The organism is Shewanella sp. M-Br, from assembly GCF_036245925.1.
In the GTDB taxonomy this organism is placed as follows: domain Bacteria; phylum Pseudomonadota; class Gammaproteobacteria; order Enterobacterales; family Shewanellaceae; genus Shewanella; species Shewanella oncorhynchi.
Genome location: NZ_BJBV01000025.1, coordinates 33480 through 58070, shown reverse-complemented (window position 1 = coordinate 58070; position 24591 = coordinate 33480). Strand labels below are relative to the sequence as shown.

Sequence of the window (24591 nt, the reverse complement as noted above, 5' to 3'; positions counted from 1 at the left end):
GCACAGTACAAACATTAAAGGCCGCATCGCGGCCCTTAGTTTTTATCATGTTTTAATAAAATATTAGCTGACTTCGTCAATAATCCGCTGAGCTAACATCACTAAAACACCTTCACGTAATGCGCCGCCAGATAAGGCTAAATGCTCGATCCCCAGCAACTCAAACAAAGCCAATAGAATAGCGACACCCGCAGCAAAAGTCGGTGCTCGCTCACTGCAAAGCCCAACAATCCCCATTAAGCTAATATCTTCTTGAGCGAGGATCTCAGCCTTCAACTGAGTAAGCACATCGAGTGTGATAGTTTCAGATAACCCTCGGTGTAGTAACACTTCTACCACGGACTGTACAGCCCCGGAGGCACCAACGACACAATGCCAACCAAGATCACGTAGGGTTTGTCTATGCTCTGCTAATGCGATTAGTACTTGCTGCTTAGCATCATCGAAATCTAACTGCTGCAGCGGCAAACTGCTGAAAAATTGGCGATTATAAGTCACGCTACCAAAGGGTAAACTGGTTTTGAACAGCACTTGATGCCCATCGCCAATGATAAACTCTGTACTCGCCCCACCGATATCAATAACCAAGCGACGGCCTTGACCACAAGTGGTCGCCACCATACCTTGATAGATAAGCTCTGCTTCACGCATTCCAGAGATAATTTCGATCGGATGACCTAAGAGTGGCAATGCACGCTGATTAAACTCATCAGCATTGCTAATACTGCGAAGAGTTGCAGTTGCAATCACAGCAACATGGTTTGCTTCAATCTTATGTTGTACCAACATCTGGGCAAACATACTCAAACAGTCGAGGCCGCGCTGCATGACATCGGGGCTTAATTTGCCATCGTTGCCTATGCCTTCGGCGAGCCTCACCTTGCGTTTATATTTCGCAATAATATGCGGCTGACCACCACGCGTTTTGGCGATCAGCATATTAAAACTATTTGAGCCTAATGTTATAGCGGCATAAGCGGGTGTTGGCATTTACGAATGTCTACGTGTCCTATCATGACGAGGAGGGCGAGCACCACTGCGTTGCGCACCTGGGCGGCTTGCCCCTGAACGATCACGCAAGTTTCGAGTGCCGCTAGGGTGTTTACGGTGGATCTTCGCTGGCGTAGGAATATCGGCCAGTAAAGCTTCACTATCGTAGTTACTTACTGGAATCGAATGATTGATGTAGCTTTCGATTGCAGGCAAGTTCAATGCGTACTCTTCACAGGCAAAGCTTATCGACATGCCTTTGTTACCCGCACGACCCGTACGACCGATTCGGTGAACATAGTCTTCGCAATCATCAGGTAAATCATAGTTATACACGTGTGAAACGTCAGAAATATGTAGACCACGAGCCGCAACATCAGTAGCAACCAATATATCTAGCTGGCCACTGGTAAATTGCTCAAGGATACGAATACGCTTTTTCTGTGGCACATCACCCGTTAATAAACCCACACGATGTCCATCACCTTCAAGCCAAGACCAAAGCGTTTCACAACTGTGCTTAGTGTTGGAGAAAACGATGGCTTTTTCTGGCCAATCTTCTTCAATCAAGGTCAACAGCAAACGCATCTTCTCTTCTTGGGAAGGATAGAAGATTTCTTCTTTGATGTTTTTGGAGGTTTTTTCTTCGGGGGCGATTTCGACTTTAACGGGCTCATTCATATGATCATAAGCCAGCTCTTGTACTTTCATCGACAAGGTTGCCGAAAATAGCATATTAAGACGTTGATTTGCCTCAGGCATACGTCTAAATAAGAAGCGGATATCTTTAATAAAACCAAGATCAAACATACGATCGGCTTCATCAAGTACTACTGCCTGAATTGAATTCAAGCCAATAATACCTTGGCGAACGTAGTCGATAATTCGACCCGTTGTACCAATCAAGATATCAACACCTTGATCTAATACTTTACGCTGCACATCGTAACTTTCACCGCCATAAACAATACCCACCTTTAAGTGTGTGTGCTTGGCGAGTAAAATCGCATCTTTGGCAATCTGAATCGCCAGTTCGCGAGTCGGGGCCATAATGATGGCGCGGGGCTGATTAATCAGTCGACCTTCAGGTATGGGAGTCGATAATAAATGATTAAACGTGGCGACCAAAAAGGCCATTGTCTTACCAGTGCCCGTTTGTGCTTGGCCTGCGATATCTTTTGATTGGAGTAATACAGGCAGTGATAACGCCTGAATCGGCGTACAAAATTCGAAGCCGTTCTCGGCAAGGGCCTGTTTAACCTCAGGATGTAGAGGTAGGTCGGCAAACCTTTGGGTAGATAGATGTGTTTCGCTCATAGCGCAAGCTTACCTGTTGAGGTTGCAATAAGATACTCGATCGTTTGAAATAGCCACATTGTAAAAAGGTAACTTGAAAAGCTATTTTTCAGCCCCAATATACATGGTAAGCCATTAACAAACCAGCAATGGCACCCAAACTGGAGAACATCATGAGCGATAAAATTATATACCTGAGTGACGACAGCTTCGAAAACGACGTATTAAAGTCTGATTTGCCAGTATTGGTAGACTTCTGGGCCGAGTGGTGTGGTCCTTGTAAAATGATCGCTCCAATTTTAGACGATGTGTCTGAAGAATATGCAGGTCGCTTGACTATCGCTAAATTAAACGTTGACCAAAACAATGTTTCTCCAGCGAAATATGGCGTTCGTGGCATCCCAACTTTACTGCTATTCAAGAACGGCGAATTAGCCGCGACTAAAGTTGGCGCACTCTCAAAAACGCAATTGAAAGAGTTTATTGACGCTCAAATCTAATTTGACGTCGTCGTAATGAGTGACCTCCGGCACAAGCTATAAATTAATTGTGCCGGAATTTCCCTAAATTTCTGGACGCCCCGCTTTGTTAGTGCTACTTTAATAACCAGATTCTTTCTAATAACCTCTTCTCGCTCGTCAATCACTATCCTGAATTACATCCTTACTGATTGATCGCGGTAAGCTTTGTCGCGTAACACAAGACCCCCAAAATGAACTTAACTGAATTAAAAGACACGCCGATTTCTGACCTAGTCTCGCTAGCTGAAAATATGAAGCTCGAAAATATGGCCCGCGCTCGCAAGCAGGACATTATTTTCTCAATCCTTAAAGCCCACGCAAAAAGTGGAGAAGACATTTTCGGTGGTGGGGTATTAGAAATACTCCAAGACGGTTTCGGCTTCTTACGCAGCTCAGACGGTTCTTATTTAGCTGGTCCAGATGACATCTATGTCTCACCAAGCCAAATTCGCCGCTTCAACATGCGAACGGGTGATACCATTTTTGGTAAAATTCGCCCACCAAAAGAAGGCGAGCGTTATTTTGCTCTATTGAAAGTCAACGAAGTTAACTTCGATAAACCAGAAAACTCCCGTAATAAAATTCTCTTTGAAAACTTGACCCCACTCCACGCAGAAGAACGTATGCGTATGGAGCGCGGCAATGGCTCAACTGAAGATATTACCGCGCGTATTCTGGATTTATGCTCACCGATTGGTAAAGGTCAACGTGGTTTGATCGTTGCACCACCAAAAGCCGGTAAAACGCTATTACTTCAAGGTATTGCTCAAAGCATCAGCTACAACAACCCAGAAGTGGTGTTGATGGTATTGCTGATCGACGAACGCCCAGAAGAAGTAACAGAGATGCAGCGCCTCGTTAAAGGCGAAGTTATCGCATCAACCTTCGATGAACCAGCCAGCCGTCACGTTCAAGTTGCCGAAATGGTGATTGAAAAAGCAAAACGTTTGGTTGAGCACAAGAAAGACGTCGTTATCTTACTCGATTCGATTACCCGTTTAGCCCGTGCTTATAACACTGTTATCCCATCATCGGGCAAAGTGTTAACTGGTGGTGTAGATGCCAACGCCCTGCACCGTCCAAAACGCTTCTTCGGTGCGGCACGTAACATCGAACACGGCGGCAGCTTGACCATTATCGCCACAGCCTTGGTAGATACCGGTTCTAAGATGGACGAAGTGATCTACGAAGAATTTAAAGGTACAGGTAACCAAGAGCTACATTTGTCACGTAAAGCGGCAGAAAAGCGCGTGTTCCCAGCCATTGACTTCAACCGCAGCGGTACGCGTCGTGAAGAAAAGCTCACGACTCAAGAAGAACTGCAAAAAATGTGGATCCTGCGTAAGATCCTCAATCCTATGGATGAAGTCAGCGCAATGGAATTCTTAATCGATAAATTGGCGATGACCAAGACTAACGAAGAGTTCTTTACCGCCATGAAACGCACTAAGTCTTAAATCTCACTCAGTGAGTCTCTAAACTAAAAGCCGCATTATGCGGCTTTTTTGTTATCTAAGATTTTTTCACTGCTAATATTTTACTCAAGTTTTTACTCAAAGCCTGTGTTCGCTGCCGGAGCATTTCCCGCAGTAAGAGCACGACAGGCGTGACATGTTCACGTCCTGGGCACACTAAGTACAAATCGACGGGCTCCCCCTGATACTCAGGCAACAAACGTACTAATCGCCCTGAGATTAAGTCATCGGCCAGATCTAGACTCGACTTAAATACCAACCCTTTGCCAGCCACAGCCCAACGGCGGGCAATCTCGGCATCATTAGCACTACGATTTCCCGTGACACGCACTTTGAATTCTTGACCATCTCGCCTAAATAGCCATTGATCGTGGGTGCGATCATCTAACTTATAAAACAAGCAATTATGCTCAACTAATTGTTCTAATGAATTAAGCACACCAAACTTGGCGAGATATTCAGGTGAGGCGCACAAGACACGATCAACACTGCAGATAGGAAAAGCCACTTGGTTAGAATCCTGCGGTTTTCCATAGCGCACAGCGACATCAATTTTATCGTGATAAAAGCTGCTGATATTGTCGCCAAGGTGCAAGCGCACTTGCAGTTGAGGAAAATCGAGCAAAAAATCGTCGAGCCAAGGCACAAACAAATTACGACCAAAGTCTGAAGAAACCGACAGGCTTAAGGTGCCAGATATTTTACCTTTATCACTGGCAATAGCCTGTTCGCCAAGCGCTAAATCGCTTAGCGCACGTCGGCAATGAATAAGATAACGTTCACCTTGCACAGTCAAACGTAAACTGCGTGTCGTGCGGATAAATAAACTAGTATCGAGCTGTTTCTCAAGCCGTTTTATTGCTGCACTGGCAGAAGCAGCCGAGATATCCATCTCGGCTGCTGCGGCAGATATATTGCCGCAATCAGCGACTCGCACGAACAAAGCTAAATCATTAATTAGCATGATTATCAAAAATCCTTTGAAAAAATTACAAACTTTATCCTGTTTATCTCTTGGCTAATATTCCACACAATGGCTACACGATACAAGTACACTCAAACAAGTAGACTCCAGCAAGTACACCCAGAGGAATAAACATGAAAGCCATTGGTTACCAGACAGCAGGTGCAATCACAGCGCCCAATGCATTAGAAAACATCACGCTAGCCGAGCCAACTGCGACAGGTTTTGACCTCTTAGTGGAAATCAAAGCCATTTCTGTCAATCCGGTTGATACAAAAATCCGTGCATCTAGCTCAGCGTCTGCAGGCGAATACAAAATTATCGGCTGGGATGCGGTCGGTGTCGTCAAAGCAGTTGGTGAGAAAGCCAGTCTTTTCAACGTTGGCGATGAAGTGTGGTATGCAGGCGATATCAGTCGCAGTGGAAGTTATGCAGAATATCAATTGGTTGATGAGCGAATTGTCGGCCATAAACCTAAAAGTTTAACCTATACCCAAGCCGCGGCATTACCTTTAACGGGGATTACGGCATGGGAGATTTTATTCGACCGTTTAGCTTTACCCCAAGATGGTTCGGCAACTGACGCCCGTATTTTAATTATCGGTGCGGCCGGCGGTGTGGGTTCAATCATCACTCAGCTTGCAGTAAAACTCACTGGTGCAGAAGTCATAGGCACTGCATCTCGTCCTGAATCCGCCGCTTGGGTGCACAAACTTGGTGCCGATGCTGTTATCGACCACACCAAGCCACTTTCACAGGAACTTGCCAATATTGGCATTACTAATGTGACCCATGTGATTAGCTTAACCCAAACCGATCAGCATTTTGATGAAATAGTACAAGTGCTTAAGCCACAAGGAAAACTAGCATTAATCGATGATCCTAAGGGGCCATTAGATGTGATGAAACTTAAGCGTAAAAGCTTATCCTTACACTGGGAACTGATGTTTACCCGCAGCCTATATCAGACCGAGGATATGATTGCGCAACACCACTTACTCAACCGCTTAAGCGCCCTTATCGATACAGGCGAGTTACAGAGTACGTTCGGTGAACACTACGGCACCATTAATGCCCAAAACTTAATCAAAGCTCACGCTCAGATAGAGTCTGGCAAAGCGATCGGTAAAATTGTTTTAGAAGGTTTTAACCAATGAAAATAACAGTATTTGCCCAAATCATAGCGAATCAAGGCCAAAGCGATACGCTATTTAAGATACTCAAGCAACTCGTGACAGACACTCATACCGAGGCTGGCTGCATCGAATACAAACTGCATCACTCATTAGATGATGAAAATATCTTCTGGATGTACGAAATTTGGCAATCCCAAGCCGCACTGGATGAACATATGGCGAGTACGCACTTTCAAGCATTCGTCGCTCAAACCGCAGACATAATCAATCGAGCTGACATTCACAAAAGCTACGCCTGCTAATCAACAAAAAAGCGCCAAACACGTTGGCGCTTTTCATCATTTATCACTCATCAAATCAAAGTCATGGCCATCTTACGGCGTAAATACGCAATTTGCTGCATGTGTGGCAAATCCTTAGGACAGTTGTCTTGGCAGCCGAGTAAAGTCATACAACCAAATACGCCATCCTGATTGCCAATCACATGGTAAAAATCCTCGGCAGTACGAGCGTCACGGCTGTCCATCTCAAAACGAGCTATTTTCATCATGCCCACAGCGCCGACAAAAGTTTCACGCATTTGTTTAGTCGCACAGGCAGAAACACACACGCCACATTCAACGCAGCGCTCTAGCTCATATAAACGCGCAGCTTCATCTGGGTCCATAGGATCTTCAAGCCGATGCACGCTTATATCATTGGCCTTAGGGTGTAACCACAGCTTTAAGCGTTCGGCCAGTTCCCGCATAAACTTACCAGTGTTAACCGAGAGATCACCAATCAACTCAAAACCTGGAAGCGGCATTAAGGTGATTTCGCCCTTAGGATATTTGGCCGTTAAGGTGCGGCAAGCTAGCGTCGGGAAACCGTTGATCACCATAGCGCAGCTACCACAGATACCAGCACGACAAACAAAGTCGAACTGCAATGAAGTGTCTTGTTCTTCCCTGAGTTTATTAAGGGCGATAAATACCGTCATCCCCAGTGTTTCGGTGAGCTGATAACGCACCATTTTCGGCTTATCGTTTGGCTCCTGCGGATCATAACGAAAGATATTAAAGGTTAACTGGCGACCTTGGCTCATTATGATTTTTCTCCTAACGCATTGGCAGATGGACTTTTTAAAGTATCACTTAAACGTTCATTATTGGGTTGTAAGCTCTCGGGTAATTCAAAGGGCATAAGAGCCCGCTGCCTTTGATAACGGTCAGCATCATCACCTAGCTCAGCTAAAATCTCGGCAATTTGCTGTTCACGCTTTTCGGTATCGGGATGCACTATGGCGTTGTTGATGCCATAACCACGATAACCCGGCGGGAGTTCCATCTTCATCACATCGAGTGCTTCGTAGTTAAGCACAGGTTCGAGTGCCTCGGGATCCGGCCAGCTGGCCAGGGTGCGATTCAGCCAGTCTCGATCATTTCGCTGCGGATAATCCTCGCGAGCATGGGCACCACGACTCTCTGTTCGCGCTGCGGCGCCGCAGGCTACGGTTAGCGCCACTTTTAGCATACGCTTAACCCGCAGAGCTTCGACTAACTCAGGATTGGCGTGACGCTTTTTACACTTAAGTCCGAGTTTACGCGAACGCTCAAGCAACACTTTTAGCTCGGCAACCGCTTTTTCAAGCTCGGGGCCATTACGGAAAATCCCCACATAATCCATCATGATGCGCTGCATTTCGCGCTTAAGTTCAAAGGCGCTCTCGTGACCATCACCCTCGACCAGCACATCGATTTCACTCTGCACCTGCTGCATAAACCGTTCAGCAAGCTGAGTGTCGATCTCAAGGCTATTGTTCTCACAAAAATCGGCGACATATTTACCAATAATCATGCCGCCAACCACAGTTTCGGCCAACGAATTACCGCCTAAACGGTTAAAGCCGTGCATGTCCCAACAAGCCGCCTCACCTACGCTAAATAAGCCTTTAAGCTGCGGACTTTCACCTGTGGCATTAGTCCGAATACCGCCCATAGAATAATGCTGAGTTGGGCGAACTGGGATCCAATCCTTAGCGGGATCGATGCCAAGGAAATTCTCACAAATTTCCTGTACTTCCCTAAGATTCGTTTCAATATGCTTGCGACCTAAAAGGGTAATATCTAGCCACAAATGCGGGCCATAAGGGCTATCAACGCCCTTACCTTTACGTATATGTTCGGTCATGCGACGCGATACGACATCCCGCGATGCCAACTCCTTTTTATCGGGCTCATAGTCAGGCATAAAGCGATAACCGTCTTTATCGCGCAATAAGCCGCCATCACCACGGCACCCTTCCGTTGTTAAAATGCCCACGGGAACAATGGCAGTGGGATGGAATTGCACCGCCTCCATATTGCCAAGCCTTGCCACGCCCGTTTCCAATGCCAACGCTTGGCCAATACCTTCGCAGATAATCGCATTGGTCGACACTTCATAAATTCGGCCATAACCACCAGTGGCTATCGTAGTGGACTTAGCCACATAGGCTCTAAGTTCACCCGTAATCAAACAACGAGCAATCACGCCATGGCAACGCTTCCCATTGTGAATAAGTGCCAAGGCTTCGATACGTTCATGGACGGGAATATCCATGGAAATCGCTTTGTTATCCATAGCGTATAATAGCGAGTGACCTGTACCGTCGGCGGTATAACAAGTGCGCCATTTTTTAGTCCCGCCAAAATCACGGGCGTTAATAAGACCATGGGCTTCTTGGGCCTCATGTAGCGTGACTTTTTGCGCATTGACTATCACTTCTCTCGGGCCAGCAGTCACCCGAGACCAAGGCACGCCCCAATTGGCCAGCTCACGTACTGCCTTAGGTGCACAATGGGCAAACATCCGTGCGACATCTTGATCGCAGCCCCAGTCGGAACCTTTTACCGTATCTTGAAAATGCACATCCTCATCATCGCCCATTCCCTTAACGGCATTGCCTAAACTCGCCTGCATACCCCCTTGAGCGGCAGCAGAGTGGGAACGTTTTGCAGGAATGAGTGACAAAACTAAAGTGTCAAGCCCACGCTCTTTCGAAGCGATAGCGACCCTTAAGCCCGCGAGCCCAGCTCCTACCACCAATGAATCGGTATAAATCAGTTTCACGCCTGCTCCTTAATGGGGTCTATTGTTTTGTGCTGTTTTTTTATGTTCGACATTCTATTCACTGATTAACTTAATCATTGATTAAAAGCGGAATTAACTCGCGTAGGGTAAAAATGCCAGAAGTGAGGCGACACCAACAGTGACAAATAGCACGCTCACTATGGTCTTGATCTTACGTAATCGACTGCGGTTGTTGAGATCCCGCGCCGCCCCCCATTTCAAAGCCACACGGTAAATGCCAATTGCTGCATGTAACTCCACAGTGAGCAGCAAAGGCAGATAAACCATCCAGACACCTTGATTCCAAATACGAACGGCGCTTCCCTGAGGGCCAATGGTTTCGGGAGCCGAGCCAATAAGCCACAAATGCACAGGCAACAGCAGTAAAATCACGACACCGGTAATGGCTTGCCAACGCCACAAGCGAGTATCGCTGTGGTTGATCACTTGCATTTGTTGGCGTAGAGCCCTTTGCTGACGCAGACTCATGGGTAATTTTTGCAATGCCACTAACACGTGCACTAACGCCAAAATGGCAATACCAATGGCAATACAAGTCACTACCCAAGGATAACCGTGTCCATCAGCGGACAGAAAACTCAGCTCCATAGTGCGTGCCACCCAACTCATGGCATCCGCACCCAATAAAATCGATGACACTAACACTAAGTGGGTCCACAAAAAGACTGCGAGTATTACCCCAGACAAACTCTGGCTTAAATCCAGCCAAGCACTCCATTTTTTAATATTTAATTTGATCGCCATCCTATCGCCTCACGCCGTTGACCTTATCGAGCCAATCTCATTAAGTCTTATCGCAAACTAATATCGCTCACACATCCACACGAAAACGTGAGCCAGATCAATTGAGTGCTGAATAATTAACCTAATGCTTAATAATAGCAGTGAAACAAAATCCTACTGCTGGCTTAAAACCTACTCAGGTACGAAGGGCTGCACAGGAATACCGAGCTCGCTACCGATAAATAGATATGAAACAAGGCTCGCAGTCCCCAGACATAGCAGATATATAATCAACACCTTAGCGACTTTTCGTAGCCCTGAACGTTTAGTGGTTATGCCCCACTTTACCGCCACGCGATAGAGACCAATCATGGCGTGTACCACTACAGCGGGAAGTAACAGCGCATACAGCAACCAAGCATTATCGTGATAAACCCGCTCAGCTGATAAATGCGGGCCAATTTCGGGATTCAAAATCATAGTGAAGAGGTGAACAGGAACGAGGAAAAATAAGATAAAGCCGGTGATCAGTTGCCAAAACCACGCATGGGTATCCTTATGCTTGATATTCCCCATGTGCGAACGCAGGGCTCGCCATTGCCCTAGCTGCGCCGGAAAACGCCGTAGCGCCACCGCGGCATGTACTATCACCACCAATAGCATAAACACTGAAAACACTTTAGTGACTATAGGAAAACCATGTCCTGTGCTGCTAAACATTCCACCTTCAAGCAAATGAACGACCCGATAAAAAGCCTCTTTACCCAGCAAAATACTCGATTCAAAATGCATGTGTAATAGTAAAAAGCTGCCAAGCATAATCCCTGTCGCACTCTGCAGCCTGTCAGCCTTTGCTGACCAAGGATGACCTTGCGATGTACTCACCCTATTGTGAACTCGAGTTATGCTTGTCATCTTGGATTCACCTATGTCGTTTGTCGTTGGCACCTCTTGGCAAACTACACCATAGCAGTAACGCAGATCCGGCTTCAGCATCACAGATTTAAAGCGTGAGCCAACTCACCTGATTGAGTGCAACTCTTAGAACAAGATCACAAAAAACGCACCAAACCAAACAAAGGTAAAACCAATTAACCAATATATTTCATGGTGTTATATCAAATAATGAAACTGACAATTCGGTTTTCAACACCAATCCATACCCGCCAGCTAACCCCTTGTCTGTATAGACAAAAGCGCAATACCAGGATAGCCAGTCGTCGAACCTAAACCCTAGTGATAACCAAACGACCTTACCTAAAGCGCTTTAAATTCCCGCTACATCCTGCATTTTGGGATAGTTTGGGTATACAATACCGCGATATTTTGAACCCTTAGTTTATGAACACTCAGTCACAGGATGCCCCCATGCCTTGGATCCAACTCCGTATAAACACCAATAGCGATGACGCTGAAACCATCAGCGACTTGCTCATGGAAGAAGGTTCAGTCTCTATCACCTTCGAAGACGGTAAAGATACCCCTATTTTTGAACCTAAATTAGGCGAAACCCCACTGTGGCGCGATACCGTGGTAGTGGCCTTATTCGATGCAGAAACCGATCTGACACCGACCATCGCCATGCTGAAAACCTTGCCTTTCCTCGGTGAGAACTTCAGCCATAAAGTCGAACAAATTGAAGATAAAGACTGGGTACGCGAATGGATGGATAACTTCCACCCAATCCAATTTGGCACACGTTTATGGATCTGCCCAAGCTGGCGCGAAATCCCTGATCCAACCGCAGTCAATGTGATCTTAGATCCGGGTCTTGCCTTCGGTACTGGCACTCATCCCACGACAGCACTGTGTTTAGAGTGGCTAGACAGCTTAGATTTAAGCGATGAAGAAGTGATCGATTTTGGCTGTGGTTCAGGCATCTTAGCCGTAGCCGCACTGAAACTGGGCGCAAAAAAAGTCACAGGTATCGATATCGACTATCAAGCCATCGACGCCTCGCGTGCCAACGCCGAGCGCAATGATGTCGCTGACAAGCTGGAGTTGTACTTACCAGAAGACCAACCCGCCGATCTCAAAGCCGACGTACTGGTCGCTAACATTCTTGCAGGCCCTCTGCGAGAATTAGCGCCTTTGATCGCAGAACGCGTAAAAACCGGTGGCAAACTTGCCCTTTCCGGTCTCCTCAAAGAACAAGCCCAAGAAATATCTGACTTTTATAGCCAATGGTTCGATATGGACGCAGCGGCTCACAAAGAAGATTGGAGTCGCTTGACAGGTAAGCGTAAATAGCGCTAAAGGGTGGCGCAACATGCGCCACCGCTGGCTTCCAACAATTTGACCTCTGACTTCTCGTCAATTAAAAGTCAAGAAAAAAAATTACCTCCAGGTCATTTATTGACCTTTTCACGGCCAACAAAAAGGGCTACTATAGCGCCCCTTTGAAGAGCTAAGGTGAAACATAAAATGCAGATTGGACCCTATCAACTGAACAATCAGCTGATCGTGGCACCAATGGCAGGTGTCACCGATCAAGCCTTCCGCAATCTTTGTCTTCGTTATGGTGCAGCCTTAGCGGTTTCCGAGATGCTTTCATCCAATCCCGAGGTTTGGGATACAGATAAAAGCCGCCAGCGCATGACGCATTCTGGCGAGGAAGGCATCCGCTCAGTGCAAATTGCAGGGGCTGATCCTGATTTAATGGCGCAAGCTGCCTTGTTCAATGTCGAACAAGGTGCTCACATCATTGATATCAATATGGGTTGCCCGGCGAAAAAAGTGAATAAAAAGCTGGCAGGCTCGGCGCTAATGCAAAATCCACCGCTGGTAAAAGAGATTTTACAAGCCGTGGTCGCCGCAGTGAATGTGCCTGTCACGTTAAAGATTCGCACCGGCTGGGAGCCAGAACACAAGAATGGTGTTCAAATCGCCCAGATTGCAGAGGATTGTGGCATCGCCTCGCTCGCCGTTCACGGCCGCACGAGACAATGTATGTACAGAGGCAACGCCGAGTACGACACGATCAAAGCAATCAAACAGAATGTCTCGATTCCTGTCGTCGCCAATGGGGACATCGACAGTCCGGAGAAAGCCCGCTTTGTGCTGGAATACACCGGTGCCGATGCCTTGATGATAGGACGGGGTGCTCAAGGACGGCCTTGGATTTTCAGAGAAATCCAGCACTACTTGGAAACGGGTAATAAGCTAGCGCCCATTGAGGTTGCCGAACAGCGTCAAGCGATGCTGGAACACCTCACCAAACTGTATGACTTATATGGTGAATACAAGGGTATCCGCTTCGCCAGAAAACATATGGGATGGTACCTAGACCAAGAAGCTCAGCGCCAATTTAGGGCTGACTTTAATCGGCTGGAAACCGCTGCAGAACAGTATTCCCTCGTGGAATGTTATTTTGATGAATTAGTACAGAATTAATAAAGAGCAGAATAGAATGTTTGATCAGACAACTAACACAGAAGTTCACCAGCTTACCGTTGGCAAAATCGAAACAGCAAACGGCACTATCAAGCCCCAGTTATTACGTGACGCCGTCAAGCGTGCCGTAACTAACTTCTTCGCACAGTTGGACGGTCAGGAAGCACAAGAAGTTTATGAAATGGTGCTAAGCGAAGTTGAAGCGCCTCTGCTTGACATCATCATGCAACACACTCGTGGCAACCAAACCCGCGCAGCAAACATGCTAGGTATCAACCGTGGTACTCTGCGTAAAAAATTGAAAAAATACGGCATGAATTAATCCGCAAGGATTAAGCTGTTGTATTGAAAAAAGAAAAGGCCTGAAGAGATTCAGGCTTTTTTGCTTTCTGATACACGCCTTTCTAATACATAGTTACACACAGTCAAAATCATGCTTGGTTTATCATTCATCTCACTTCAAACTAAGACCTAGTTAACGAATACCTAAGTTTTGCTCCATCTAGAGACCAAAATCAATAAATAATCCATACAGCCCATAGCACAACCTTGACACGAGCCATCGTGTTTTAAGTTATAATGCATTTAAAAATCAGTCTGTTAATTCTAAAACTTTTTAGCCGTAGGTTTTACATTGTCATTGAATCACTCTGAACAAGATATCAAACACAGTTGGTTTGGCCGTTTCTTTATTGGCAAAGCTGATGCGGTAAAACTCACCACGAGTGGTATTAGCATTAATCGCACTAAAGGCGGCTTTTTTGCTCACTCTCGCAGCGCTCACAAAGTAGAAGCTGACGAATGTTTTACCTGGCAACAGCTCGATTCCCCACCATTTTTTACCTTAAGTCCACTAGGTTATCTACTCGGTTTCACGGTATTAGGCAAAGCCTATCAACTGCCGTTTCTCAGCTATTTTGCACAGCATCAATTTAGCAATCAAATCGCACAGTATTGGGCAAATGCCAATGGGCCGCGCGTTGCTGAGTTAATGGCGAAAGTGGATAAGACACTGACACACACTTATTTACGTGAATCACGTTTAGAAATGATACAAGCCAGAGTCGCGCGCGAATACCAGCGCTGGTTCCCTTGGTGTGAAAACCTGCCATTAGCGAGAAATCTACACACAGGGTTAGCGAGGCTTAAGCAAATCCACCGCTGGACTCGCGCCGATATAAAGCAGTTGCGTGAAGATTATATTCTGTCGCAGCTCATTAAATTTGCTGACTATTTTGAGCATGTAGAATCTAACCCCTTAACCGAAAAACAGCGCCGAGCTTGTATTATCGATGATAACAATAACTTGTTATTGGCAGGCGCAGGCACGGGAAAGACCAGTGTGATGGTTGGTCGAGCAGGATATTTGCTTAAGAGTGGTCAAGCAAAAGCCGATGAAATATTGCTATTAGCCTATGGCCGTAAAGCGGCTGACGAGATGGATGAGCGGATTAAAAACAGGCTCGGTACGGATGATATCAAGGCGAGCACCTTCCACAGTTTAGGCTCAAAAATTATCGCCGACGTTGAGCGAGCAAAACCGAGTTTGTCCCCTTTAGCGGAGGATGACAAAGCCAAAGAGCTGTGGGTGCACAATACCCTTGAGACTTTGATTGAAGATGAGGCTTACCGTAAACAACTTTTCGAATATTTCAGCCGTTTCTATTATGTTGAAAAAAGCCCGTTCGAGTTCGATATGGAAGGCGAGTATTTTCAATACTTGAATGATAACGATATTCGCAGTCTTAAAGGTGAGCGAGTCAAAAGCTTTGGTGAGCTCTACATTGCCAACTGGCTATTTAGCAATGGCATCGAATATGTCTATGAAGCTAAGTACGAGCATGATGTGCGCAGTATTGATTTTCGTCAGTATCAACCCGATTTCTATCTACCCGAATACCAAATTTATCTTGAATACTATGGTATTGATGAACACCAGCATACCGCTCCTTATATCGATAACCAGAAATACTTGGAATCGATGGTATGGAAACGCCAGCTACATCAACAGCATGGCACTAAGTGTGTTGAGCTATTTTATTACCAACATAAAAAAGGTTTGTTAATCAGTAAGCTTGAGCAAGCTTTACAGGTCTTTAAAGTACAATATGCGCCCTTACCCGATGAAGCCATACTAGCAACCCTACATGAACTTGGCCGCGTGACCGAATTGGCAAAAATGTTTAGTCAGCTGATAGGGCTGTATAAAGCGGCTTGCCTTGATGAACATGGACTTGAGGGGGTATTTGCTCGCGCCGCCGATGCTCGGCAGACCCGCAAGGCATTCGAACTGCTTGAGCCCATAATCACGCGCTATGAGCAACATTTAGCAATAAATGGCGACATTGATTTTGAGGACATGATTGGCAAAGCGCTGACGTATCTGCAACGCGGGCAATTTATTAGCCCGTGGCGTTTCATTATGGTGGATGAGTTCCAAGATATTTCAGAACCACGTGCCCGCTTAGTACGTGCCTTGAGGGATTCCTGTGCGCCCCATTCTAAAGCGTTGGCGTCTTTATTTTGTGTCGGGGATGACTGGCAGGCAATTTATCGTTTTAGCGGTGCAGATGTAAGTTTAACCACGCAATTTAGCCAATATTTTGGCCCAACAGCCCAAAGCTACTTGGATCTGACTTTTAGGTTTAACAGTAGTATTGGGCAAGTTGCCACTCAGTTTGTCACCCAGAATCCCACGCAATTGAGGAAGGACATTCGCTCCCTCATGCAGGTCGCCTACCCTGCAGTCTCAATATTACGCCGCGGAGAAAACGAGCAGTCAAACCTAAATGAACCAAGCCCAAATGCACTGGAACAATCATTAATGGCCATTAGTGCAAGGATAAGCGCTAGAAGTGACAAACTTAACAGCGTGGCAAGCGTCTATTTACTGGCACGTTTTTGGTTTCAGCTACCCGATAAAACCCAAGTAAACCAACTCGAGGCTAAGTACCCTAACTTGAAAATCGAGTGCCAATCTTTTCATGCTTCGAAAGGGAAAGAAGCCGATTATGTGGTGATCATGGGGATGAAGACGGGAATGCATGGCTTCCCTTCAATGAAAGTCACTCCTCCGATACTAGATGCATTTTTACCAAAAACGGAAGCGTTTGAATTTGCAGAAGAACGTCGACTGTTTTATGTCGCGTTAACGCGGGCAAAACACCGCGCCTATGTGATTGCCGATATGACAGACGTGAGCCCATTCGTCACCGAACTGCTTACAAAAGGCTACGCAATTGAACAAGATGAGTTCAGCACCTCTTTAGTACAAAGGTTATTTGAAGACATAAAATGCGTGCGTTGTAGCACGGGAACGCTTAAGCCTAGAACGGGAAAATTTAAATCGTTTTATTCCTGCTCACATTTTCCCCTTTGCGATCACAAGGAAGAAGGTTGTGAGCTCTGTGCTAGCCCAATGACCCGCACACGCTTTGCTGGCTTTAAGGTATGTTTGAATGAGAACTGTGGTCATATAGCACCACTTTGTAGCCTCTGTGGTGGCGATATGCTATTAAAAGATGGTCGATTCGGCCCCTTTTGGGCTTGTCGCAATTACCGCGGGCAAAACCTACCCAGCTGCATGAATATTCTAAACAAGGCCAAGTTATCGCTCCCAAGCGAGCGACCCAAAAAGCATGTGAGCTAGATGCAAGAATGCTCAACAAAAGCCTATAACAATGAGTCGCAACTCATTTTTATAGGCAGGGGATTTAGAGTAAAAAGAAGAAATAAACAACGAGGAAAAAGGAGCTGAGTGCGCCAATAACCACTGGGTAAATGAGATAAGCATCTTGCGCTCTGGCAGCACGAATAAAACATAAATGAGCCAGAAAATAATTATAGATAAAAATCATAATTGAAATCATAACACCATGGCTAAAGCGTAATGTATTCATATTGAGTGCAACAATAATAAGCAATAGCCAATTCAGCAGAATAAGATACAGAAAGACCTTCTGTAATTTATCCGAGCCGTTTCGATGAAAAGATGCAGCCATTGCATATCCTATATTTTCGCCCGTAATCTAATTGCATCAATCAAGTTCTGGACTTCAGCTTTATCACGATAAATCCAGCGAGCGCCTAAGAACTTCAATCGACCTTTAATCGTCTGTTCTCGAGTTACCTCACATAAGACTCGTGTTTGCTCAAGTTCAATATAGAATTTCCTCCCTACTGGCAGTGGTTCATTGCACAAAATCCCAACACCGCCAATGCTAATATCTTTTATATTTGCAGTTCCAATCGGCGTAATAACAAACCAGCGAGTTGTTGATAAATTTACTGTCAGGCCATCGCATGCAAATGCGAGTGGCGCTCTTTTATTTCGTCTCAGGCTAAATCTTTGATGAGTTCGACGATTATCAAATTCAATAATCTGATACTCAGGGGTCGCTTCAACTTCATCCTCAGAATGTACAAACTCTTCATACAGATTCATAGTCATCCCTAACAAATGAGAGCGGGTATTAACACTAGCGAGTGTTTGCTTGGCGCTTAATGTCGTTGATTGTAACGCCACTTGGGACTGTATCGTTCGGAGCGCCAATCATGCCTCTTAATAACTGTTCAGCAGAGGAGGTTAAAATAAGCGCCTCAATCCGACGATTAGCCGCCGCAGCAGTATCCGAAGTGATGTAAGGAACCTGATCAGCCATTCCCGTCACCTGAATAACCTGATCGCGTTTAACCCCGCCACGCTCTAAAACTCTACGTGCTAATAGTGCTCTTTCACTCGATAATTCCCAATTGGTAAATAAATTGCCCGCATAGGGCGTTGAATCCGTATGACCAGAAATAACCATGCTATTAGTTATATTTTTTAAAATAGGCCCTAAAGATAAAAGTAATTCTTCAAAATAGGGCTGCATTTGTGCACTGCCCCGCGTGAACATAAATTGATTCACATTATCGTGAATTAAGATGCGTATGCCTTGAGGCACAATCGTCACGGCAATGTTTTCAGCCATGCTCGAGCTTTGCACGACTCGATTCAATTCTCTGGCGAGCACAGTTAATTGCGCCTGAGTATCAAATTGCCCAGGGATGAGCGCACCTTCCTCTAATCCTTCTGACTCCGAACCTCTAGGCATAGAATTGGAAGGTATGATTGGAGGAGCAATAGACATATTTCCTTCTAAATCAATAATCGAAGATGACTGACTTAGCTCAAATGGATTCATTGGACCAGTGGGATTCATATCTCCACGTAAATACTGCACTATCATGGTTCGCTCTTTTTGATCAGCGATTTGCATGATCCACAGCACCATAAAGAGCGCCATCATAGCAAGCGTGAAATCGGCAAAAGCGACTTTCCACGCACCACCATGCCCATGATTACGCTTTCCTCGCTTTCGCCGCTTGATAATAATCGGCTCATTTTTATGGAGCATTAGCTTCTCTGCCCTTCCATCCAACGTTCTAACTCGATAAATGAAGGACGATTTTCACTTTGTATTTGTTTCCGTCCCGCATCAATAGCCATCATTGGTGGTTTACCTTTTGAAAAGGTCACTAAAATAGCGGCGATGCACCGAAGCTGTGCCGATTTGCGATCAACTAGATGTTCTAATGCCTTTGACATTGGGTCAAAGAAACAATAACACGCGAAAATACCAATAAATGTACCGACTAATGCCGCGGCAACTTTGACACCAATCATAGTAATTGGGCCATCAATATTAGACATAGTAATGATAATACCGAGTACAGCAGCTAAAATACCAAAGCCAGGCATAGCCTCTCCCACCTTACTAAAAGCTTCCGATGGCCGTAATCTGTCCTCTTCTATACGATGAATTTCTTCTTCTAGGATATGCTCTAAGTCATGGGGAGATATTTTCCCAATAGACTGCACTCGTAAGTTATCAATTAAAAACTGTAAAACATTTGGGTGATTGAGCACGGCTGGGTACATTAGAAAAATAGAGCTCTGATGAGGATTTTCTAAATGTTCATCGAGCACTTTTAAGCCTTGAGATTGGATCTGAGCCATTAAAGTGCCCATCAAAGGAAATAACTGAGGATATAATTCAGGATCTTCTTTGCCCTTATTAAATAATTCTTTTAACTGCTCAAACATCTCTTTTAATACTGATTGTGGGTTAGCAATAATGAGCGCTCCAACTCCGGCCCCCATAATGATTAAAATTTCAGCAGGCTGCCACAATGCAGACAAAGCTCCACCAGCCCAAACATATCCACCAAACACAGAAGCTAAAATGATTAACAGCCCAACTAGTTTACTCATTACGATCTTCTCACTTTTAAACTTTAGCGCTGCAATATTGTTTTTAACTGTGAAATTGCTGATTTATGCAGCTGGCAAATACGCGTTTCAGTCAATCCCAATGCCATAGCAATTTCTTTTAAATTCAGCTCATGATGATAGTAAAGCGACAAAATTAGCTGTTCTCTTTCATTTAATTTTGAAATAACTTTAATCAAGGTTTGCTTCAGCATTAACCGCTCAACATCATTGCTTCTATCTACTGGATGATCACCGCCCAATAGCAACTCATCTAAGCTTTTCATCGACTCTGCTTGCGTCGAGTATAAACGTTCCCGATAATCCTCCGCGCTAAGCCCAAGCGCACTGGCCACTTCAAGATCGCTTGGTTCACGTCCCATCTCTCGACTCAAACGTCTAACTACATCATTAAGCTCATGGGCCTGCTGTCTAACAGGCCTAGGGCGCCAATCCTGCCGCCTCAACTCGTCGAGTATGGCACCACGAATCCGTTGCCCAGCGAAGGAAATAAATCCATTATCCAGCTCACCAGGATACCGACGTGATGACTCAAGCAAGGCCATCATGCCAATTTGCTCCATATCCTCGAGGGATAACATCACGCCGCAGTGACTGCGCATCTGCGAGACTATACGTTTGATTAATGGCAAGTATTGTCGAATAATCTGTTGTTCAGATTGACGCTCTTCGACTGGATAATCACAGGTTTGTTGATATGCGAGTTGGCCCGCTGCTGTCATGATAAGGCCTCTTACTGGATCACCATGCGAGTAAAGAGCACTTCATCAATATCTGACGGTAATTGGTTATCTGACAGCACTTTAACCATCAATATCAACGCCTCTGATTGTAAACTGTCAAGCTGATCTAAGTGGTTCAACTGCTCAAATGTTTTACGTGAGAACATCTTCATCATAGCGTTTCGTATAAGTGGATCTGACTCCAGCAACACCGTTTTCATATTGGGATTACGGCTTTTTAATGACATTTCAAGCAGCATGTAATGGGGATACTTATCCCCAGGAATCGATATCACAAACTTTTCTAACGGGTAAAACTTGGCAACTGGCACAGGTTCGACTTCAGGTTCCGATGCAAAAAGCTCTGCTAGCTTCCAATCTCCACTACTTGTCCCAATCCAAAATGCACCTGCGGTCGAACTAATGAGCACAAGTAACGCTAAAATGATCTTTACTAAACGAGATTTTAAAATTGCCATGAAACGACTCCGGCACTTAAGCCAATAAATCTAATTGGGATTTCTCTCTCGCCATAACATCGACTACATTATCCGTTGTAGTTTCAGCCGCTATCGACGAGGAGAATAATGCAGTTTCCTGTTGATGCTGTTGCGATTCTCCTTGGCCAATATCAACATCAATTTGACCGCCATGATCCATTGCTAAATCCACTCTCAAACGATCTAAACCATTGAGTAATGCATCTCGAATTGCCGGATTTACTGCATGCATTTGTACCTGTAAACGATCGCCCTCTAAACGAATATTGAGCTCAATCTTGCCCAGCTCTGGCGGATCTAACCTTAATTCGGCTTTCTTAATATGTTGATCGACTTGGAAACGAAGATGCTCTCTTAAGGGAGTAAGGATCTCCTGAGAATGCTGCGCTAAAGAAGCCATGGGAGTGAGAGATACAGGGCCCCATTGAGTAGCACTTGCAGCCTGCGTACCCGCAACCTGCTGAGATCCTATCGCATTAATATCTTTAACTTCATGCCCCCTAAGTTCTGCCAACACACGCTGAAACACTGACGAGTCAGATTTCAAATGCTCAAAATCCCCAGAGAAAGTTGCCAGCGTTGAATCCTGCGTAAATACGCCGCTCATTTTCAAGGATTCGCCACTCATACCCGCAGGGTGAGTACGACTTCCTGCAAGAGCCATAGATGAGGTCATCCCTGAACTAAATAGCGTTCCTCTTTGATCTGTGGCTGAAAGCCCAATTAAAGACGCAGGAGTTCGACCTATCGGATCCGTTTTAACCGTTTCTGCAGGAAAAATCACAGGAACAAACGGCGCGACAGCAGTCGGTGAAACGAGACTGTTCTGAGGCGTGGCGGCTAAGCCATCTTGAATAATAGGCGCTGAGTTAATCTCAGTATTTAACAGTGACGGAGACAATCCCTGTGCAGCAGGAACTATAGACGCAAAAGGAGCCGAATCAATAAAACTACTATTAACATATTGATTTGAAAAAGTATCAGCATCTCTTTCTAAAGTATGTTCGCCATTCTGAGTCCACTGAGTCCCCTCTAACGGGAGAGGCGCTGCAGACAATCCGACTGGCAACCCCAACAAGGTAAATGACTCAGATTTATCTTGATCAACTGCACTTGTCACTTTAGTCGTCAAGCTGGTATTTGTGCCAACAGGACGAGTTGAAAGAAGATCAGAGATCATCCAAAGCTCCACTTACTTGTGTTAATTGATAGGCTGCTAAACCTGGTTGTTGCGCCTTAAAGCGGCCCATTTCAGCGGCTAATTCATCACGAGCCAAGATCAACTCTTGCAGCACTTGGGAATGAACCCGCTTTAATTCTGCACGTGCCAATTTCTGCTCAATATCATGAGCCTCACCAGCCTGTTGCAGTGCTTTGATCAAAGCGATGTTCACTTTTCGGACGCTTTCCCAATCCTGAGCATCTGCATATTGGCGTAAAGCATTCGCAAAACGCGCCCACTGCTTAATTGAGATTTGTCCATCCTTCTCTGACATTAGTAATCACCTGAGTCACTGGAACTAGCGCTTCAGCACTGTTTTCAACACTGGCGCTGACAAGCTGACGGCTACAAAAGTCATAGAGACGATGTAAGCTCACGGCAACCTCACCACCATTTTCAAGGTCAAGCATAGAGTCCAAGCCATGCACGATATTAAGGCACTTATGGATACTCATTCCTTTCGCCTCAAACCTTTGGTATTCCATATGGCCAGCGGTCCGCTCTAGTTCTTCCAATAAACCATCAAGTAGCATACGCACCATGTCATGGGTTGTTGCTGCCGCTACTTGTGCATCTAAAGCGGTTTGCTTGTAGGCATTAAATGGATCGTACTCATTTAACATTTTTTACTGCTTCCTATGAAAACAACTGACTTGCGGAATTAAATTGATTAATGGTGGATTCCATTGCCGTAAACTGGGTTAAATAAATCTGATACTTTTGATTCATCTGATAATCATGGCGCGCCATACTGTCATTCACACTTTTAATCTGCTTATTTAGCGCTTCCTGCTTTTGATCGATATAGCCATTAAACTGTGTAAAAGGTTTTAGGGTCTTTTCTATGCTTTTGATATAACTGTCAGGACCAGTAAACATGGCTTGTACTTTTTCTGGATCACTTTTAAAGCTATCGGTCAGCTTAGCATCATCAATTTTTAGTTTTCCGTCTCGTCCAATCTCAATCCCGATATCAGACAAACGCATGCCATTAGCAGCCGTTGCAAATACAGAATCACGTAATTTAGACTGGAGAAGGCGAATAGAGGTATCCCCCTTCAACACTCCAATTTGCGCTTCACTCACTGCAGTGGTTTTGTCTTCCTTATCTTTATCGGAAGAGCCAGAATCAGAGGTTTTAACGCCCATAGAACGAGTTAATTGATTAATTTGCGTCATTAAAGAATTAAATGAATCGACAAAATCCTTAACCGCTTTCTTATTCGCTTCAAAATCGTCTGTGACTTTAATCATGCTGCTTTCACCAGCCGCATGCACCTTGACTAATTCGAGGCTGACACCATCAACAACATTTTCTAGATAGTTACTACTGCTGGTAATACTGATACCGTTTAATGTGAGTTCCGCATCTTGTGCTGCACGACGTTCTGTCATGCCCCAATCGGCACCGTTAAACTCTACCTTCACTTGATTCGCGACACCCGATTCCTTTGAAGACAGCATAAATTCGATTTGGTTACCTGTGCGCACTAATGACGCTTGCACACCAGGATTACCCACTTGTTTATTGATCACATCGCGTAACTGAGACACAGAAATAGCCGCACCGCCATTAACCGTTGCCAAATCAATTTCCATACGCTTAGTCGGATCACTACCGACTTGAATACTGATAATACCCGACGTTGGCAACAATTCACTTTCAGAGGAATAGGCTTTAGTCAGTTGATGCGCTTGCGCAAGTTTATGCACACTCAAATCATAGTTGCCCTTAGGCGCATCAGATTTAACTGTCGCGGTCGCATTCTCGCCCGTAACCGTAGCAATTTTGCCTTTAGCTGCATCGCCACCCATTTCACTCAGCTTAGTGGCCATCTTCTTCATATTATTTTCGAGCAACGTATAAGCATCTAACTGTGTTTTGCTGGCAGTTAGCTTGCCTTTGTAAAGCGTATCTTTACCTGCGCGGTCTGCGCCAATCAGTTGCTGAGCAAATTGTGCTGCATTCATACCTGAAATCATGACTACCTCCACTCGTTCTAGAGCAAAACGCATGCCAAAAACAAGCTACTGTTTTTAAATGAATTTAAATAATTAACTGGCCCAAACACAGCTAAATACTTCCGCATGAACACTTAAACAGGAAAACCATCTTCCACTTTGTGTTATCGAAAATTACCCCCTAAAACATGAACCTTATAGGTTTCAATCTCGGGTTTAGCGACTATCGACCAATACATAAACCGTGGCTAAAATAAAAATGCCAGTCAGCGCAACTAACTGGCATTTTAGCCGTGACCAAT

At 45.1% G+C, this 24591-nt stretch carries 25 protein-coding genes; 8 read left to right on the top strand and 17 right to left on the bottom strand.

The genetic code is table 11. From position 1 onward, the window contains the following. Positions 1-63: 63 nt before the first annotated feature. Complete coding sequence (locus AAA952_RS18800; RefSeq protein ID WP_113940795.1) at positions 64-990, bottom strand: Ppx/GppA phosphatase family protein; 927 nt, start codon at positions 988-990, stop codon at positions 64-66. After that, positions 991-2307, bottom strand: a complete 1317-nt coding sequence (gene rhlB / locus AAA952_RS18795; protein ID WP_063884693.1) for an ATP-dependent RNA helicase RhlB — start codon at positions 2305-2307, stop codon at positions 991-993. A 152-nt stretch (positions 2308-2459) separates the two neighbouring features. Here rhlB and trxA point away from each other — a divergent pair, with 152 nt between their 5' ends. Both trxA and rho read left to right on the top strand, forming a co-directional pair. Next, entirely contained in the window at positions 2460-2786 is a 327-nt protein-coding gene (trxA, locus tag AAA952_RS18790; RefSeq protein WP_105250415.1) for a thioredoxin TrxA, read from the top strand. Positions 2787-2998: 212 nt separating this feature from the next. Then, a complete protein-coding gene (rho, locus tag AAA952_RS18785; protein WP_011787892.1) occupies positions 2999-4264 on the top strand; it encodes a transcription termination factor Rho in 1266 nt (421 codons plus the stop codon). Positions 4265-4319: 55 nt separating this feature from the next. Here the strand turns inward: rho and AAA952_RS18780 are convergent, their stop codons facing one another. Next, positions 4320-5246 carry a LysR family transcriptional regulator gene (locus AAA952_RS18780; protein ID WP_338258828.1) on the bottom strand — a complete coding sequence of 309 codons (927 nt, stop codon included), beginning with the start codon at positions 5244-5246 and terminating at the stop codon, positions 4320-4322. Positions 5247-5380: 134 nt separating this feature from the next. On the opposite strand from AAA952_RS18780, the gene AAA952_RS18775 reads away from it, so the two are divergent. Next, a complete protein-coding gene (locus tag AAA952_RS18775; RefSeq protein WP_338258827.1) occupies positions 5381-6403 on the top strand; it encodes a zinc-binding alcohol dehydrogenase family protein in 1023 nt (340 codons plus the stop codon). Continuing rightward, the gene (locus AAA952_RS18770) at positions 6400-6684 is read left to right on the top strand and encodes a putative quinol monooxygenase (protein WP_168825853.1); all 285 of its coding nucleotides are present in this window, start codon (positions 6400-6402) and stop codon (positions 6682-6684) included. Before AAA952_RS18775 ends, AAA952_RS18770 begins: the two co-directional genes overlap by 4 nt. Positions 6685-6734: 50 nt before the next feature. On the opposite strand, the gene AAA952_RS18765 is transcribed toward AAA952_RS18770, so the two are convergent. The 4 genes from AAA952_RS18765 to AAA952_RS18750 all read right to left on the bottom strand — a co-directional run bounded on the left by AAA952_RS18765 (position 6735) and on the right by AAA952_RS18750 (position 11131). Beyond that, positions 6735-7466: a fumarate reductase iron-sulfur subunit gene (locus AAA952_RS18765; protein WP_338258826.1), complete on the bottom strand. Its 732-nt coding sequence runs from the start codon at positions 7464-7466 to the stop codon at positions 6735-6737. Continuing rightward, complete coding sequence (locus AAA952_RS18760) at positions 7466-9472, bottom strand: fumarate reductase flavoprotein subunit (protein ID WP_338258825.1); 2007 nt, start codon at positions 9470-9472, stop codon at positions 7466-7468. Before AAA952_RS18760 ends, AAA952_RS18765 begins: the two co-directional genes overlap by 1 nt. 93 nt (positions 9473-9565) lie before the next feature. Continuing rightward, positions 9566-10237: a fumarate reductase cytochrome b subunit gene (locus tag AAA952_RS18755; protein ID WP_338258823.1), complete on the bottom strand. Its 672-nt coding sequence runs from the start codon at positions 10235-10237 to the stop codon at positions 9566-9568. A gap of 171 nt (positions 10238-10408) precedes the next feature. Further along, a complete protein-coding gene (locus AAA952_RS18750) occupies positions 10409-11131 on the bottom strand; it encodes a fumarate reductase cytochrome b subunit (protein ID WP_338258822.1) in 723 nt (240 codons plus the stop codon). 453 nt (positions 11132-11584) lie between these two features. On the opposite strand from AAA952_RS18750, the gene prmA reads away from it, so the two are divergent. The 4 genes from prmA (at position 11585) to AAA952_RS18730 (ending at position 17258) form a co-directional block, all read left to right on the top strand. Next, on the top strand, positions 11585-12466 hold the full coding sequence (prmA, locus tag AAA952_RS18745; RefSeq protein ID WP_338258821.1) for a 50S ribosomal protein L11 methyltransferase: 882 nt from the start codon (positions 11585-11587) through the stop codon (positions 12464-12466). Between the two features lie 174 nt (positions 12467-12640). Beyond that, on the top strand, positions 12641-13609 hold the full coding sequence (gene dusB, locus AAA952_RS18740; protein ID WP_338258847.1) for a tRNA dihydrouridine synthase DusB: 969 nt from the start codon (positions 12641-12643) through the stop codon (positions 13607-13609). A gap of 16 nt (positions 13610-13625) precedes the next feature. Next, entirely contained in the window at positions 13626-13931 is a 306-nt protein-coding gene (fis, locus tag AAA952_RS18735; protein WP_006083371.1) for a DNA-binding transcriptional regulator Fis, read from the top strand. A gap of 312 nt (positions 13932-14243) precedes the next feature. Next, a complete protein-coding gene (locus AAA952_RS18730; protein ID WP_338258818.1) occupies positions 14244-17258 on the top strand; it encodes a UvrD-helicase domain-containing protein in 3015 nt (1004 codons plus the stop codon). 64 nt (positions 17259-17322) lie between these two features. On the opposite strand, the gene AAA952_RS18725 is transcribed toward AAA952_RS18730, so the two are convergent. From AAA952_RS18725 to fliD, 10 genes are read right to left on the bottom strand one after another with little or no spacing between them, the layout of a single operon-like run. Further along, entirely contained in the window at positions 17323-17610 is a 288-nt protein-coding gene (locus AAA952_RS18725; protein WP_113940804.1) for a hypothetical protein, read from the bottom strand. Between the two features lie 8 nt (positions 17611-17618). After that, a complete protein-coding gene (locus AAA952_RS18720; protein ID WP_338258817.1) occupies positions 17619-18053 on the bottom strand; it encodes a pilus assembly protein PilZ in 435 nt (144 codons plus the stop codon). Positions 18054-18087: 34 nt separating this feature from the next. Next, positions 18088-19008: a flagellar motor protein MotB gene (locus AAA952_RS18715; RefSeq protein WP_338258816.1), complete on the bottom strand. Its 921-nt coding sequence runs from the start codon at positions 19006-19008 to the stop codon at positions 18088-18090. Continuing rightward, positions 19008-19865: a flagellar motor stator protein MotA gene (gene motA / locus AAA952_RS18710; RefSeq protein WP_168825865.1), complete on the bottom strand. Its 858-nt coding sequence runs from the start codon at positions 19863-19865 to the stop codon at positions 19008-19010. The genes AAA952_RS18715 and motA overlap by 1 nt, the downstream gene beginning before the upstream one ends. A 23-nt stretch (positions 19866-19888) precedes the next feature. After that, entirely contained in the window at positions 19889-20605 is a 717-nt protein-coding gene (locus tag AAA952_RS18705) for an RNA polymerase sigma factor FliA (RefSeq protein ID WP_113940808.1), read from the bottom strand. Between the two features lie 11 nt (positions 20606-20616). Further along, positions 20617-21084 carry a flagellar basal body-associated FliL family protein gene (locus tag AAA952_RS18700; protein ID WP_131523400.1) on the bottom strand — a complete coding sequence of 156 codons (468 nt, stop codon included), beginning with the start codon at positions 21082-21084 and terminating at the stop codon, positions 20617-20619. Between the two features lie 16 nt (positions 21085-21100). Next, positions 21101-22285, bottom strand: coding sequence for a flagellar hook-length control protein FliK (locus AAA952_RS18695; RefSeq protein WP_338258815.1), 1185 nt, complete (start codon positions 22283-22285; stop codon positions 21101-21103). Further along, positions 22275-22601: a hypothetical protein gene (locus tag AAA952_RS18690; protein ID WP_113940811.1), complete on the bottom strand. Its 327-nt coding sequence runs from the start codon at positions 22599-22601 to the stop codon at positions 22275-22277. The genes AAA952_RS18695 and AAA952_RS18690 overlap by 11 nt, the downstream gene beginning before the upstream one ends. Continuing rightward, on the bottom strand, positions 22570-22950 hold the full coding sequence (fliS, locus tag AAA952_RS18685; RefSeq protein ID WP_113940812.1) for a flagellar export chaperone FliS: 381 nt from the start codon (positions 22948-22950) through the stop codon (positions 22570-22572). Before fliS ends, AAA952_RS18690 begins: the two co-directional genes overlap by 32 nt. Before the next feature lie 13 nt (positions 22951-22963). Then, a complete protein-coding gene (gene fliD / locus AAA952_RS18680) occupies positions 22964-24310 on the bottom strand; it encodes a flagellar filament capping protein FliD (RefSeq protein WP_113940813.1) in 1347 nt (448 codons plus the stop codon). Positions 24311-24591 lie beyond the last annotated feature (281 nt).